The sequence below is a fragment of the Nisaea sp. genome, assembly GCF_034670185.1.
Lineage (GTDB): Bacteria > Pseudomonadota > Alphaproteobacteria > Thalassobaculales > Thalassobaculaceae > Nisaea.
This window is the reverse complement of record NZ_JAXMNY010000002.1, coordinates 270,965-286,172: the sequence shown is the minus strand read 5'-3', so window position 1 is coordinate 286,172 and position 15,208 is coordinate 270,965. Positions and strand designations below refer to the sequence as shown.

Below are 15,208 nucleotides of genomic sequence, written 5' to 3'. Positions count from 1 at the left end.
TGGGTCAGGCGCGGGAGCCCTTACATTAGTGTGCATGGGGAGCGCGGCAATGTCCGAGAAGACGGCAGCAGACAAAACATTACAACCGTCAACGTGGCGCCGCCGTATCGGCGGCCTTGCGCGGCTTGCCGCCGTTGCGCCGACGCTCAGTGACAAGGCGCTGCGCCGCCGCGGTTTCGCCGAATCGCGCATTATCAGCGATTGGCCGGCTATCGTCGGTGAGGTGCTCTCACTGCAATGCGCCCCCGAAAAGATGGTTTTCGCCAGAGGCGCCACGGGCGGCGGTACGCTGCATCTGCGTGTTGCCGGGGCGGCGGCGCTGGAAATCCAGCATCAGATCCCGGTTCTGATCGAACGCATCAATATGGTTTTCGGCTACAGCGCCATTGCGCGTATTGCCCTGAAGCAGGGCCCGCTGCCGAAACGGCGCGAGAGCCTGCGGCCGAAGCTGCGGCCGTTGAAACCGGAAGAGGTCAAACAGGTCACAGACAGCGTCGCCGGGGTCGAGAGGAACGATCTGCGGCAGGCGCTGGAGGATCTCGGCAAGGCGGTGGTTGCTGCCGGTGCCAAAGGGGTTTCCAGGAAACGGACTAATTCCTGACATGATTGGCCTGCAAAGTGTCCGGTCAGGGCGCCCACAGGGCGGAAAACCGCATCGTGCGGTCACATTGTTGCGGACTGGGATAAGCCGCATTAATATTCAACATATTGTAACAGGAGGCCAATAGTGCGCCGTAGAACGCTAAATCTTGTGTTGGGTCTTGGGTTGATTGCGCCCTTCACTGCCGGGCTGCCGCTGCAGGCACTGGCTGCCGGAGTGGACATGGAGGCGGCGAAAGCTCCGCGGGTGATCGGCGATCCGGATGCGAAGGTTTCCATCGTTGAGTATTTCTCAATGACCTGCCCGCACTGCGCCCGATTCCACACCGAAGTACTTCCGAAGCTGAAGGAAGCCTATGTCGATACCGGCAAGGTGAAGATCGAGTTCAAGGATTTCCCGCTAGACCAGTGGGCGCTGCGTGCATCCGCCATGGCCCGCTGCCTCGACGGCAAACGCTATGTCGCCATGGTCGATCTGCTGATGAAGAAGCAGGCCGATTGGGCGCGCGGCGACAATCCGTTCACCGAACTGGTCAAGCTGGGCAGGCTCGCCGGGCTTTCCGAAGCGCGTGTGGAGGAATGCATGACCGACGAGAAGTTGCTGGATTACATCCTGAACGAGCGTCTCGCTGCGACCAAGGATCACGACATCAAGTCGACCCCGTCTTTCCTCATGAATGGACGCAAGCTGGACGATGTGTTCAGCTTTGAGTCCTTCGAGGAGGCGATTGCGGACGCGCTCTAGGGCGCTCTCCGCAACATGCTGGGGCTGGGTAAGGAGCGTCTAACGGTTGCATCTTTCTAAGCTGCGTCTTTCAGGCTTCAAGTCCTTCGTCGATCCGACCGAACTGTTGATCGAGGAGGGCATGACGGGGGTTGTCGGGCCGAATGGCTGCGGCAAGTCGAATCTCGTCGAGGCCCTGAGATGGGTGATGGGAGAGACCTCCGCCAAGCAGATGCGCGGCGGGGAGATGGACGACGTTATCTTCGGCGGCACGACCGGCCGCCCGGCGCGCAATCTCGCCGAAGTCGGTCTGCTGGTGAATAACGAGGACCGCAAGGCACCCGCCGCCCTCAACGATGCGCCGGAGCTGGAAGTGATCCGGCGCATCGAACGCAACAAGGGTTCCGCCTACCGGGTCAATGGCCGGGAAGTGCGGGCCCGCGATGTGCAGCTTCTCTTCGCCGATGCCGGTACCGGCGCCCGCTCCGCCGGGCTGGTCAGTCAGGGCCGGATCGGCGCCATCATCAACGCGAAACCGTCGGAACGCCGCATCCTCCTGGAAGAGGCGGCGAATATCCGTGGCCTTTATGCCCGCCGGCGGGAGGCTGAGCTGCGCCTGCGGGCGGCGGAGACCAATCTCGAACGGCTTGAGGATGTCCTGAAAGCGCTGGAAGGCCAGTTGCACGGGCTGCGTCAGCAGGCCAAGCAGGCTCAGCGCTACCGCACTGTCGCCGAGCAGATGCGCTCGGCCGAATCGGTGCTGCTGCACCGGCGCTGGGAAGCGACCAGGGAAGAGCGCGCTGTCGCCGGGAAGGCGGTGGCCGAAGCGGGTGACGCTGTGGCGGCGGCGACCCGCAAGGCGGCTGAGGCGAGCACCATCCAGACCGAGACAGCGGCCAGCCTGCCGTCGCTGCGCGAGGATGAGGCAAAGGCGGCGGCCGAATTGCAGCGCCTGACCCTGGCGCGGGCTGAACTCGATAATGAAGAACGCCGCATTGTCACCGCGAAGAGCGAGGCTGAACTGCGCCTGCGCCAGATCGCCGACGATCTTGAGCGCGAGCAGCTCCTGTCCGCCGATGCGGAAGAGGCACTGGAACGGCTGAAGGGCGAACATGCCGGGATCGCCACGGCTCGCGAGGGCGAGGCGGAAGCGCAGGCCAAGGCCAGCGAGGCTCTGACCGAGATCAACCGTGCCGCCGATGCGCTGGAAGTTAAGCTTTCAGGGATGACGGAACATATCGCGACGACCGAGGCGCGGCGGGCCAGCCTGCAACGCCAGGCCCGGATGGCGCGGGAGCAGATAGAGCGACTCACGCGGCAGATTGCAGGGCTTGAGGATAATCGGAAGCGGTTGCAGGAATCGGCGGCCGGTCCGGGAGAAGTCGAGGCGGCGGAGCTGGCCGTAACGGAGGCTGAGGCCGCGCTTGAAGCGGCGCGTTCGGCCGCTGACGGCTCTGAAGCTGCCCGGGAGGCCGCATCGGAAGCTGAGGGTGCTGCCCGCGAGGCCTTGCAGCACGTTGAAGCCGGATTGGCGAAGCTGACGGCGGAGGCCGGTGCACTCGAACAATTGCTGTCCGGTGACGGCGAAGATGGTGATGCGGCGCCGATTCTCGATTCCGTTTCTGCCGAGCCGGGCTACGAGACCGCGCTCGGTGCCGCGCTTGGCGACGATCTGACGGCACCGCTGTCCGAATCGGGCGGCGATCATGTGCGCTACTGGAGCGGAAAGCCTGGAGCCGATTCCGGAAGCTCCCTGCCGGACAGTGTCGAGCCCCTCGCAACGCGTGTGCAAGGACCGGCCGCTCTGGCGCGCCGTCTTGCGGCAACCGGCGTGGTCGCGGACTTCGAGACTGCGCAGGCGCTGCAACCCGCCCTGAGGGACGGCCAGCGCCTGGTCAGCAGAGATGGCGGGCTCTGCCGCTGGGACGGCTTTGTTGTCGCTCCCGGGGCGCCGAGCAGTGCCGCGATCCGGCTGCAGCAGCGGAACCGGTTGGGGGCCCTGCAGTCTGAAATCTCGGCGGTGGAGAAGAACCGGGCGGAGGCGAGCGAGCGATTCGACGCGGCCCGAACCTCGCAGCGGGAAGCCGTGGATGCTGAAAAGGCGGCGCGCGAAGCGATGCGCTCGGCCTTCAGCGAAAGTGAAACGGCGCGGACCCGGCGCTCAAAGCTGGCGGCTTTGCTCGCTGAGATCGATTCGAAGCTCTCCGCCATCGACGATACCAAGGTGCGGTACGAGGACGAGATCGAGGAGGCCGAGGGCCAGCTTGTGTCCGCCGAGGCGGCAGAGGTCGAGCTTGATGATGTCGCGACCCTGCGGGCCGAGAGCGCCGCGCTACGGCAGGAGCTGGCGGACAAGCGCAACGCACTGGCGGAAGCCCGAAGCGCTCATGATCATCTGGTGCGGGAGGCGGAAGTCCGGCGGACCCGGCTGTCCGCCATCGAGGGCGAGCTGCGCTCCTGGTCGGACCGGAACGAACGGGCCGCATCGCGCAAGGAAGAGCTGACCGAGCGGCAGATTGCGGAACGGACGGATATTGCCCGGCTGGAAGCACGCCCTGCGGAAATCGAGACCCAGCGCAAGGCGCTGATCGATCAGATCACCCAGTCGGAGGCCAGGCGTCAGCAGGCGTCGGACGTGCTGAGCGAAGCCGAGACGCGCCAGCGCACTGCCGATGAAGTTGCGCGTCAGGCGGAACGGGAGCTGGCGGAGGCGCGCGAGACACATATCCGGGCTGAAGGCGCGCTGGAGCAGGTCAATCAGGCGACCAATGCCTTGCGCGAGAGAATCGCCGAGCGACTGAAATGCCGCCCGGACGAGATCCTGGCGAAAGCCGGGATTGATCCCGAAGGCCCGTTGCCGGATGCGGACGAAGTCAGCAACCGGCTGGAGAGGCTCACCCGGGAGCGGGAGCGGATCGGGGCTGTGAACCTGCGGGCGGAGCAGGAAGTCGAGGAGCTGGAGCAGAGAATCGCCGGCATGGAGAGCGAGCGGGACGATCTGATCCAGGCGATCTCCCGGCTGCGCGGCGCGATTCAGACCCTGAACCGGGAAGGCCGGGAACGGTTGCTCGAATCATTCGAGCGGGTAAATGCGCATTTCAAGGATCTGTTCAGCCGGCTGTTCGGTGGCGGGCAGGCGCATCTGAAGATGGTCGAGGATGACGATCCGCTGGATGCCGGATTGGAAATCATGGCCAGCCCGCCGGGCAAGAAGATGCAGGTCATGTCGCTGTTGTCCGGCGGCGAGCAGGCCCTGACCGCGGTGGCGCTGGTTTTCGCCGCGTTCCTTACAAATCCGTCGCCGATCTGCGTGCTCGACGAGGTCGATGCGCCGCTGGACGATACGAACGTCGACCGCTTCTGCACGCTGCTGCAGGAAATCAGCAAGACCACGGGCACCCGCTTTTTGGTCATTACCCACCATCGCCTGACCATGGCACGGATGGATCGGCTGTTCGGTGTGACGATGGCCGAGAGGGGCGTCAGCCAGCTTGTTTCGGTCGATTTGGCGGGCGCGGTGGAGCTTCGCGACGTCGTTTAGAGAGCCGCATTGCACGCGTCTTTCTAAAAATACATATAGATCAGTATATTAGGCGTGTTTTCGCAGTGCGGCTTCCGTCTTGACAGCGAAAGGACCCCTCCGTATGTTTGCGGCGCTTTCGCAGGCCTTGGCTGGCGGAGGTGGGATACATCAACTGGCTTCGGCCAATCGGGCTCGCTCCATGACAGGTGATAAACCTAGCGATCCTCCCTCACTCGACGATCTGGAAACCAGATTAAGGCGAGCACGTGGCGAGGATAAAAGTGAGAGCGGTCCGAAAGGCGGTCGCGGTCCCATGGCTTCCGAGGGTCTCGGAATGGCGATGCGGATCGGAGTGGAGCTGGTTGCCGGGGTCGGTGTTGGTGCCGGTATCGGATATCTCTTGGACAGATGGCTTGGGACCGGTCCCTGGCTGCTCATACTGTTCTTCTTTCTGGGCGCTGCCGGCGGCATGATGAATGTCTATCGCGCTGCGACTGGGGAAGGATTGCAGATGGGTTACCGCCGGTCTCCGACAGATAAACGGCCCGATGATCGGGCCGGCGACGAATAGGGGAACGAAGCGTGGCATCACCGGTCGCACAGTTTGAGCTGAAATCTTACGGCCCCCAGATCGAGGTCGGCGGAGTCGATCTCTCCTTTACCAATTCCGCTGCCATGATGGTCGTCGCGATTGTCGGTATCGTCGCGTTCCTGACCGTATCGATGAGCGGCCGGAAGCTGGTTCCGGGACGTTGGCAACTGATGGCTGAGCTCTCCTACGAGTTCGTCGCCAACATGGTGAAAGAGAATGTCGGGAGCGAAGGACGCAAGTACTTCCCCTTCATCTTCTCACTCTTCATGTTCATCCTGTTCAGTAATCTGTTCGGCATGGTTCCGATTCCGGAAATCCACTATACGCCGACCAGCCAGATCATCGTCACTTTCGCCATGGCCTTCGTTGTATTCATCGGCGTGACGCTGATCGCACTGGCCCGCCATGGCCTGAAATTTTTCACCTTCTTCTTTCCGTCCGGCGCGCCTGTCTACATGGCGCCGCTGTTGATCCCGATTGAGGTGATTTCCTATTTTGTTCGTCCGGTCAGTCTCTCTGTTCGTCTGTTCGCGAACATGATGGCCGGTCACACGATGCTGAAGGTGTTTGGCGGCTTTGTCGTCGCACTCGGCGTCTTTGGGGTTGCGCCCCTTGCCCTGATTGTGGCACTGACCGCCTTCGAAATCCTGGTGGCGGTGCTCCAGGCCTATGTTTTCACCATTCTCACCTGCCTCTACCTGCATGATGCGATCCATCTGCATTGAGGCCTGAGGGAACCAGAAACCGGGCCGGATCTCCGGCCTGATATGTGCACTACCTGATCCAAAGGAAGGATTTGAACATGGACGTTGAAGCCGCGAAGATGATTGGCGCCGGTATCGCTGTTATTGCCCTCATGGGTGTTGGCGTTGGCATCGGAAATATCTTCTCCACCCTCGTTGCTTCCATCGCCCGCAACCCGGCGGCGCGTAGCGAAGTCTTCGGCATCGGCATTCTGGGCTTCGCCCTGACCGAAGCCGTGGCGCTCTTCGCGCTGCTGATCGCGTTCCTGATCCTGTTCTCGTAAGACCGGTTCGAGTGAGAGCCGCCGGCCGCATGTGCGGTCCGGCTCTCTCCGGTTTAAATGAGAATACTGGAACGGAATTGGACAGCGGTATGAAGCGCTTGCTCAGATTTTCGGCTGTGCTCGGTGGCACTGGCGCTTTTGCGCTTATTGCCAAGGGAGCCATGGCTGCCAGCGAAAGTGGCGGCGGCGGTACCTTGCCGCAGCTCGATGTCGGCACGTTTCCGACCCAGATCTTCTGGCTCTTTGTTACGTTCATCGTGCTCTATATCGCGATGTCGAAGGTTGCCATCCCGCGCATCGAATATGTGCTGGAAGAACGGCATAGCCGGATTGCTGAAGATCTCGATAAGGCCGGGAAGCTCAAGGCGGATGCTGAAGAGGTTCAGGCCAACTACGAGAAGGCTCTGGCGGATGCCCGTGGCTCTGCCCAGAAGCTGATCGGCAAGACCAAGGACGAGGCTGCCGGCAAGAATGCGAAAGCAGAGGCGGAAGCCGATGCCGTCGCAGCCAAGCAGGTCAAGGAAGCCGAAGCCCGGATCGATGAAGCCCGCACCGAAGCACTCGCGAACGTCAAAGACGTGGTGAGCGAGGTTGCAGGTGATGCGGTTGCCAAGCTCATCGGCGTCAAGGTGACCAAGACTGACCTCAAGAAGGCGGTTGCACTGGCCATGGAGACGAAGTGATGGAACATGATCCAACATTGCTGGGCCTGGGCGCTACAGGCTGGGTCGCGGTTGCCTTCATTATCTTCGTCGTTGCCACGATCAAGCCGATCGTCTCGAAGGTTGGCGGCATGCTGGACGAAAAGTCCGCAGCCATCGGTGCCCAGCTGAAGGAAGCCGAAGCCCTGCGTGAAGAAGCGCAGGCCGCTCTGGCGAACTATCAGCGTCTTCAGCGCGATGCGCTGAAGGAAGCAGAAGAGATTGTCGGTCACGCCAAGGAAGAAGCCGCCCGCATCCGCAAGGAAGCGAAGCAGCATCTCACCGAATCCCTGAAACGCCGTGAAGAACAGGCCGCCGAGAAAATCGCGCGGGCCGAAGCTCAGGCTCTTCAGGATGTTCGCAACCAGGCCGTTGAATTGGCCATGGCTGCGACCGGTAACCTGCTGGCCGAGAAAATGACACCCGAGGTCAACGAAAAGATCGTCAAGAGCGCGGTCGCGGACCTTCCCGCCCGGCTCCAGTAAACGAACATAAAATGTTTCGAAAAACCCCGCTTCGGCGGGGTTTTTTATTGTCATTTTTATGTAAATCAGCCGGAAATTGGCTGTTTTTTACATCAAACGGTCATTTGCTCTCGGTTTCGGCTGGAACTAACCCTCAAGCGTAAAATGTCCATGACGGTATACCGCCGTCATGATCCGTATTCGGGCGCAAGAGATAGTCATGTCGGACATTGTTTTTGAACAACAGCACATCGGTTCGGAGACGGAACAGCGGGCGCCATCCTCAGGCCTCGGCTCCCGCATCAGCACGAAACTGGTCCTGTCGGCTGCCGTGATGACGGCCCTGGTTTTCGCCGGCTTGCTCGTCGCCATCTACATCATTGTGTCGATGGTTGCCGAGAGGGAAGACCAGCGGGCGGCCTTGCTTCGGGCAATGAACCAGGATCTCCGCGCCCAGGTGATGACCCTGCAGCAGAGCTATTTTGAGATCCCGAAGCGCCTTGAAGTGAATCCGTCGGCGGAGTTGAAGAACTGGGCTGTCGAGAATGGTGCTGCTGAGACCGTGCATTCCGGCCGGGACGCTATCGTCGCGCGCTACAAGAAGCGCGGACAGCGTCGGGACCTTCAGAAAGCGGCGAACTTCATTGTTGAAGATGTGGATGGCGGTGCGGCCATCTCATTCGGGGTGTTCGAGGGCGGTGAATATGCGGACGCTGTGACCGAGCTGACGATCCCCGGCGTGACCGCCGACGCGGCCAATCGGAAAATCGCGGACCTCTTTAACACGGCCAGTCTCGAGCAACGTCTGGCAATCGTTAAGGGCGAGTTGGTGGACGAGGCGCTGGCGGCGGAGCAGGTCCGCAACGCGATCGTGCAGGAAAACGAAAAGATCCTGGCGAAAGAGAGCGAACTGAATGTTTTTGAAAGCCAGGCCAGAGCCCTGCTCGCAATCCTGGCCGGTGTGGGCACTCTGCTCGCCATTGCGGCGGCCTATGCGTCAAGCCGAATCATCGTTACGCGGCCGCTTGAACGGGTGACGCAAGCGATCCGGGCCGTTGCCTCGATCGAGCAGGTGACGGTTCCCTAACTTGAACGCAAGGACGAGATAGGCACGATCGCGCGCCGTGTGGGCCAGTTCCAGTCGGTACTGAAAGAAAACGCCTTGCTGCAGGAGCGGACAAGTGCGGCGCACAACGCACAGGCAGAGGAAGTCGACCGCCGGGAGCAGATCCTGAAATCCTTCGAGAAGGAGATCGGTCTGATCCTCACCGAAGTCGCCGGGGCGACGCAGCGGATGGAGGACGTCACGCGAACGATGAAGGACTCGGTTTCCGGAGCTGCCGGCAGCGCGGAGAAAGCCCGCTCGGCGTCAATTACGGCGGCTGCCGGTGCAGGCGGTGTGTCGGAGGCTGCGGCCTCTCTCGACCGGTCGATATCGGATCTCGGGCTGGTTATCCGTGCCGCGGCTGAATCTTCCGCTTTGGCGTCCCAGCGTGCCGAGAGCACGACGGCTACTGTCGGGCAGCTGACAACGCTGGCCGGTGAAGTCGGCGGCTTTGCCGATATCATCAGCACGGTTGCCCATCAGACAAACCTGCTGGCCATGAACGCGACAATCGAGGCGGCACGGGCCGGTGAGATGGGGCGCGGTTTCGCGGTTGTCGCCGGTGAGGTCAAATCGCTCGCAGGGCAGACCGAAGACGCGGCTTTGCAGATTTCGCGTCAGGTTGCCGAAATGCGATCCGTCATCGATGCCGCGGTGTCCGCCATTGGTGAGGCGATCGAAAGCGTCGCGTCGATTGATCGGAATACCCAGGACGCGGTTTCCGCCATGACCGCGCAAACCGAAGCAACGCGGGAGATCGCGAGCAGTGCCGACGGCGCGGCGGCGGCAAGTAACGAAGTCAATTCCGGTATCGCCAGCCTCGCGGAAGCGACGGTGCAGAGCGAGGACGCGGCGCGCGAGGTTGATGCGACGGCCGATGCCATGAGTGCGCTCAGCCGCCGTCTGCGGATGCTCAGCACGAGCTTCTTTCAGGATATCCGGGTTGCGCCCGCAGAATAGGCGACGCCGGGTTCAGAGCATGTTGCGTGGGATCGACTCTTCGAAATCTTTCTCGAAGATTAGCGCCCCCGACTCGTATGCCTCGATCCGTCCGGTGACATGGAAACGGGTCGCATCGCCGGTCAGCGTGCAATAGGTCTCCGTGCTGACATTCCAGTCGCCTCGGGACAGGCCCTGGCTCCAGTGGGTCTCCATTCGGGCGCTGAGCGGGTCGCCCGGCTGGATTGAATAGGTCTCCCGGGCGACATGGTCCGTCGTCAGGTCGATCTCGACAATCCGGTCGCTACCGAAATCATCGAAAATCGCGATCTTCTGAAGGCCGGTTTCCGCGTCGGTCGTGATCGTCCGCGTGTTCGTTGCGGGCCGCAGGATATCCTTCTGCAGCGGGGGAGCCGCCTCAGCCTCGGCAAAGGGCTCATAGGGGGCATCCGTCCCGTCCGTGGGGCGCAGGGGCAGAGAGAGGCTGCTTGTGCCCTCCTGGAGGGTGATCGTGGCGGCTTCCGGTGCGGGCCAGATCATCGGCCAGTAGTTGGTCGACAGGGCGACCCGTACCCGGTGGCCCGGAGGCACGGCATAGGCGATATCGTCCAGCCGCAGGCTCACACGGTAGCGTTTGCCGGGCGAAAGCGTTTCCGGATGCTCATGGCTGTCCCTGTGGGTCAGGTTGAGGATGCCGTAGGTGATCCGGGTCGCCGATCCGTCCGGCGCGATATCGTTGAGCCGGGCGATCAGGTGCGCGACCGGCTTGTCCGATGCAATCTCCAGATCGAGTACCGGCGCGCCAAGTATCTCCATACGCGCGGCAAGAGCCGTTGTCTCAAAGCAGACGGAGCCCGCATCGTCCACGCGCTGATCCGTCGGCCCTTCCGGGCCGAGCCAGATCATGCAGTATTCGCCGCCGGCCTGACCGACCGTCTCGGGCGAGCGGATCGGGGTTTCGACTTTATCGCCGGGAATGTCTTTCAGGCGCCCATCCTGCAGATAGAAGCGTTTGATCTCGACATTAGGGCTGGGCCAGACCGGCTCGCCGATCCAGCGGCCGTCTCGGGTCTCGTAAGCGGCTTTCGGCGGCACGGAGTTCTGCATATAGACCCGGAACGCCGGGTCCTGTTCGACACCGCGATCGATACCTTTCAGCCAGTGATCCCACCAGCGTAAGGACTCCTGCAGGAAGCCGATGGCCGGGCCGGGAACGGCGAAGTGCGGATACTTGTGCAGCCAGGGGCCGACAATACCGCGGACGAAGCCCGGCAGGTTTTCCAGCATGCGCGGCACCGCGTTGCTGTAGGCATCGGACCAGCCACCGACGGCCAGCACTGGCACGGTCATGCGGGCATAATCCTCGCAGACCGATCCGTGTTTCCAGAATTCATCGCGGGTCTGGTGATCCAGCCAGTTGGCGATCAGCAGCGGCTCGGCCTCAAGCCGTTTCAGCCAGGTCTCGCGCCAGCTCTCGCCGACCAGTGCCGGGTCCGGCGGCCGTGAGGAATAGGACAGCATGGTCGAGGACCAGCCCATATTCTCGTTCAGCATCGCCCCGCCCTTGTAGTGGATGTCGTCCGCATAGCGGTCATCCGTGGAGCAGATGGTGATCACGGCTTTCAGGGCTTCGGGTTGGCGATAGGCGACCTGCAATCCATTGAAGCCGCCCCAGGAGATGCCGATCATGCCGACGGCGCCGGAGCACCAGGGCTGCCTGGTGATCCAGTCGATCACCTCCAGCGCGTCGTCCTGCTCCTGTGGCAGGTACTCGTCTTCCATGATGCCGTCGGACTCGCCGTTGCCGCGCATGTCGACGCGGATGGCGGCATAGCCATGGCCGGCAAAATAGGGATGGGTCAGGGCATCGCGGACCGATGTGCCGTCTCGCTTGCGATAGGGGAGATATTCGAGGATAGCCGGGACCGGGGCACTCTCGGCCCCTTCCGGAAGCCAGATCCGGGCGGCCACGCGGCAGCCGTCACTGAGGGTAATCCAGCAGTTCTCGATTTCCCGCACGGCGTGGGGAAACTGTCCAACAGTTTGCATGGAGGCTCCAGGCGCCTTCGGTTTAGTGGTCGGCAGCTTTCAAGATCCGGCCCTGCTTCGCCAACTCGGCCCGTTCGGCCAGCAGCTTGTCGAGCCAGTCCGGATCCATCTCCGGCACGGAAGACAGCAGCAGGTCGGTGTAATCGTGATGCGGCGGCTTGAACATTTCCGTCTTCGAGCCGTGCTCCACGACCTCGCCCTGCAGCATCACCACGACCTCGTCCGCGATGGCGCGAACCGTCGCCAGATCATGGGTGATGAACATGTAGGACAGGTCGAGCTCGTCCTGCAGGCGCTGCAGCAGCTTCAGGATCTCTTCGGCGACAAGCTGGTCGAGTGCGGAGGTAACTTCGTCGCAGATGATCAGCTGCGGCTCGGCTGCAAGCGCGCGGGCGATGCAGATGCGCTGCTTCTGGCCGCCGGAAAGCTCCGTCGACAGCCGGTCGATGTAATCGTCCGGCTCCAGCTCGATCAGGGACAGGAGTTCGCGCACCCGGTCTTCAAGCTGCTTGCCGCTCAGCCCGAGATAGAAAGCGACCGGTCGGCCGATGATGTCCCGGATGCGCTGGCGCGGGTTAAGCGCGGTGTCCGGCATCTGGTAGATCATCTGCATCCGGCGCAACTGGCTCTTGTCGCGCTGCTTGTAGCTGAGAGGCAGGATCTCGCCATTATAGCTGACGGTGCCACTCTTTGCCGGCAACAAGCCGGTAATGACACGCGCGAGCGTGCTCTTGCCGGATCCCGATTCCCCGACGATTGCGACAGTCCGCTTCTTGTGGATATCGACGGAGACGCCGTGCAGGACCGGAACATCCCCGTAGGATGCCGTGACGTTGTCGACTTTCAGCAGCGGCTCTTCACCTGCCGGATTGGCCATTTCAGCGCTTTTGAAGCTGCGCACTGCCAGAAGTTCCTGGGTATAGGTCTCTTTCGGGGCAGCCAGCATGGAGCGGGTTTCGCCCTCTTCGACCAGATTTCCGTGCCGCAGCACCATGATCCGGTCCGCCATCTGGGCGACGACGGCGAGATCGTGGGTAATGTAGATGGCCGCCGTATTATACGCTTCGACGACATCGCGGATCGCAGCGAGAACCTCGATCTGCGTGGTCACGTCGAGCGCCGTGGTCGGCTCGTCGAAGATGATCAGGTCCGGCTTGCAGGACATCGCCATGGCGGTCATGGCGCGTTGCAGCTGGCCACCCGAGACCTGGTGCGGATAGCGCAGGCCGATGCCGTCTGGGTCAGGCAGCTGCAAACGGGCGAAAAGTTCCCGCGCTTCTTCCTGTGACGTGGCCTTGTCGGAAAGGCCATGCTGCACGGGTGCTTCGGTGAATTGGTCGATCAGGCGGTGCGCCGGATTGAAAGCGGCTGCCGCGCTTTGCGCGACGTAGGAGATCCTCGCTCCCCAGATATGCCGTTTTTCAGAGTCCTCCATCGCGGCAAGGTCCATGCCGTCGAACTGGATTTCTCCGCCGGTGATCCGGCAGCCGTCCCGAGCGTAGCCCATGGCGGCAAGACCGATGGTCGACTTGCCGGCCCCGGATTCGCCGATCAGCCCGAGGACTTCGCCCTTCCGGAGGTCGAGATCGACCCCGTGCACTATCTCCTGCCAGCTGTCGCCGCTCATGCCTTCGATGCGCAGCCCACGGATACGGAGCAGAATGTCTTGTTCGCCTTGCTCGCTCATTCTTTCAATCCGCTTGCCTTGTGGAGGAACCAGTCGACGACGAAGTTCACAGCGACGGTCAGCAGCGCAATGGCCGCCGCCGGCACCAAAGGCGTGATATCGCCAAAGGTCATGAGGGTGGCGTTGTCACGGACCATGCTGCCCCAATCGGCGGTCGGCGGCTGGATGCCGAGGCCGAGGAAGCTGAGGGCGCTGATGAACAGGAATACGAAGCAGAAGCGCAGGCCGAATTCAGCCACCAGCGGGGGCAGGGCGTTCGGCAGCACTTCGCGGCTCATGATCCACCACAGACCTTCGCCGCGCAGACGGGCCGCTTCAACGTAATCCATGACCACGACCCCCATCGCAACAGCGCGGGCCAGACGGAACACACGGGTCGATTCGAGAACGGCGATGACCAGCACCATGTTGACGATCGATGTGCCGACGATGGTGAGGACGAGAAGGCCGAAGATCAGGGCCGGGATCGCCATAAGCACATCGACGATCCGGGACAGAAGCTGATCGACCCAGCCGGAGATGGCAGCGGCAAGAAAGCCGGTGACCGAGCCGAGCAGAAAGGCGAGGCCGGTTGTCAGGAAGGCAATGCCGATGGTGTTTCGTGCGCCGTAGATCAGCCGGGTCAGCATGTCCCGGCCGAGACTGTCCGTGCCGAGGATGAACTCCTCGCCCCAGAGCTCGAATTCCGCACCGACGATTTCCGTTTCGCCATAAGGCGTCAACACCGGTGCGAAGATGGCTACGAAGGCGTAGCCGAGAATGACGACGATGCCGAATCTGGCGCTCCATGGCGCGCTGGCCAGCAGTTTGAGGGTGGCGTTCATTGGACTTCCTCCCTCATCGCGGATGCAGCAGGCGCGGATTTGTCAGGATCGACAGAATGTCCGCGAGCAAGTTGAGTAAGACGTATGTGCCGGCAAAGATCATTGCGGATGCCTGCACCACAGGCAGATCGCGCTTCGAGACCGAGTCGACCATGAGCTGGCCGAGGCCCGGATAGACGAACACCACTTCGACCACGACCACGCCGACGATCAGATAGGCGAGGTTGATCACGACGACATTGATGATCGGTGCCAGGGCATTCGGCAGGGCGTGCTTGACGATGACCCGTGCCCGGCTGAGGCCTTTGAGGTTCGCCATCTCGATATAGGGACTGGCGAGCAGGTTGATAATCGCTGCCCGGGTCATCCGCATCATGTGCGCGACAACGACAAGCGTGAGTGTCAGAGCGGGCAGCAGGACCTTGTAGACCTTTTCCCAGAAGGGCGTCGCATCGCTGATATTGGCGATGGAGGGGAATATCGGAAAGGTCACGGAGAGCAGGAATATCAGGATATAGGCAACAAAGAATTCAGGAAAGGAAATGGAGCTCAGTGTCACCACATTGACCGCGCGATCGTAGAAGGAATGGCGGTACAGCGCTGCCAGGACTCCGAGAGTGAGGGCGAGCGGCACGGAGATCGCCGCGGCGGTGACTGCAAGGAAGAGCGTATTGCCGAAACGCAGGCCGATCAGCTCGGAGATTTCGCGCTTGTTGGCGAGAGAGCGGCCCATATCGCCATTGAGCATGCCCCAGAGCCAGTCGAAATAACGGATGTGGGCGGGAACATCGAGGCCGAGTTCCTTGCGGAAAGCAGCAACGGTCTCGGGCGTGGCGCTCTGGCCGAGGATTTCTTCCGCGATATCGCCGGGAAGGAGCTCAATGCCGAGAAAAATAATGAGCGAAACAATGAAAAGGGTGAGGAAGCCCAGCGCAAAGCGCTGGGCAACCATTTTGAGGATTTGTGACATGCG

General features: G+C 62.0%; 14 protein-coding genes. 10 read left to right on the top strand and 4 right to left on the bottom strand.

Annotated elements, in window-relative coordinates; genetic code table 11:
* The first annotated feature begins 49 nt into the window (after positions 1-49).
* The 10 genes from VOI22_RS11015 (at position 50) to VOI22_RS10970 (ending at position 9,696) form a co-directional block, all read left to right on the top strand.
* Complete coding sequence (locus VOI22_RS11015) at positions 50-601, top strand: DUF721 domain-containing protein (RefSeq protein ID WP_323796534.1); 552 nt, start codon at positions 50-52, stop codon at positions 599-601.
* A gap of 126 nt (positions 602-727) precedes the next feature.
* On the top strand, positions 728-1,345 hold the full coding sequence (locus VOI22_RS11010) for a DsbA family protein (protein WP_323796533.1): 618 nt from the start codon (positions 728-730) through the stop codon (positions 1,343-1,345).
* Positions 1,346-1,391: 46 nt separating this feature from the next.
* Positions 1,392-4,865 carry a chromosome segregation protein SMC gene (gene smc / locus VOI22_RS11005; protein ID WP_323796532.1) on the top strand — a complete coding sequence of 1,158 codons (3,474 nt, stop codon included), beginning with the start codon at positions 1,392-1,394 and terminating at the stop codon, positions 4,863-4,865.
* 295 nt (positions 4,866-5,160) lie between these two features.
* A complete protein-coding gene (locus VOI22_RS11000; RefSeq protein WP_323796531.1) occupies positions 5,161-5,418 on the top strand; it encodes an AtpZ/AtpI family protein in 258 nt (85 codons plus the stop codon).
* An 11-nt stretch (positions 5,419-5,429) separates the two neighbouring features.
* On the top strand, positions 5,430-6,164 hold the full coding sequence (locus tag VOI22_RS10995; protein ID WP_028466438.1) for a F0F1 ATP synthase subunit A: 735 nt from the start codon (positions 5,430-5,432) through the stop codon (positions 6,162-6,164).
* 77 nt (positions 6,165-6,241) lie between these two features.
* Positions 6,242-6,466, top strand: coding sequence for an ATP synthase subunit C family protein (locus VOI22_RS10990; protein WP_028466437.1), 225 nt, complete (start codon positions 6,242-6,244; stop codon positions 6,464-6,466).
* Between the two features lie 89 nt (positions 6,467-6,555).
* Positions 6,556-7,149, top strand: coding sequence for a hypothetical protein (locus VOI22_RS10985; RefSeq protein ID WP_084608314.1), 594 nt, complete (start codon positions 6,556-6,558; stop codon positions 7,147-7,149).
* Positions 7,149-7,652, top strand: coding sequence for a F0F1 ATP synthase subunit B (locus VOI22_RS10980; protein WP_323796530.1), 504 nt, complete (start codon positions 7,149-7,151; stop codon positions 7,650-7,652). The genes VOI22_RS10985 and VOI22_RS10980 overlap by 1 nt, the downstream gene beginning before the upstream one ends.
* Positions 7,653-7,851: 199 nt before the next feature.
* A complete protein-coding gene (locus VOI22_RS10975) occupies positions 7,852-8,718 on the top strand; it encodes a hypothetical protein (RefSeq protein ID WP_323796529.1) in 867 nt (288 codons plus the stop codon).
* 39 nt (positions 8,719-8,757) lie between these two features.
* The gene (locus VOI22_RS10970; protein WP_323796528.1) at positions 8,758-9,696 is read left to right on the top strand and encodes a methyl-accepting chemotaxis protein; all 939 of its coding nucleotides are present in this window, start codon (positions 8,758-8,760) and stop codon (positions 9,694-9,696) included.
* Between the two features lie 12 nt (positions 9,697-9,708).
* Here the strand turns inward: VOI22_RS10970 and VOI22_RS10965 are convergent, their stop codons facing one another.
* The 4 genes from VOI22_RS10965 to VOI22_RS10950 are packed head-to-tail and all read right to left on the bottom strand — an operon-like array spanning position 9,709 to position 15,205.
* Positions 9,709-11,724 carry a CocE/NonD family hydrolase gene (locus tag VOI22_RS10965; protein WP_323796527.1) on the bottom strand — a complete coding sequence of 672 codons (2,016 nt, stop codon included), beginning with the start codon at positions 11,722-11,724 and terminating at the stop codon, positions 9,709-9,711.
* A 22-nt stretch (positions 11,725-11,746) separates the two neighbouring features.
* Positions 11,747-13,411 carry an ABC transporter ATP-binding protein gene (locus tag VOI22_RS10960; RefSeq protein WP_323796526.1) on the bottom strand — a complete coding sequence of 555 codons (1,665 nt, stop codon included), beginning with the start codon at positions 13,409-13,411 and terminating at the stop codon, positions 11,747-11,749.
* Positions 13,408-14,235, bottom strand: coding sequence for an ABC transporter permease (locus tag VOI22_RS10955; protein WP_323796525.1), 828 nt, complete (start codon positions 14,233-14,235; stop codon positions 13,408-13,410). The genes VOI22_RS10960 and VOI22_RS10955 overlap by 4 nt, the downstream gene beginning before the upstream one ends.
* A 13-nt stretch (positions 14,236-14,248) precedes the next feature.
* Entirely contained in the window at positions 14,249-15,205 is a 957-nt protein-coding gene (locus tag VOI22_RS10950; RefSeq protein ID WP_323796524.1) for an ABC transporter permease, read from the bottom strand.
* Between the last annotated feature and the right edge of the window lie 3 nt (positions 15,206-15,208).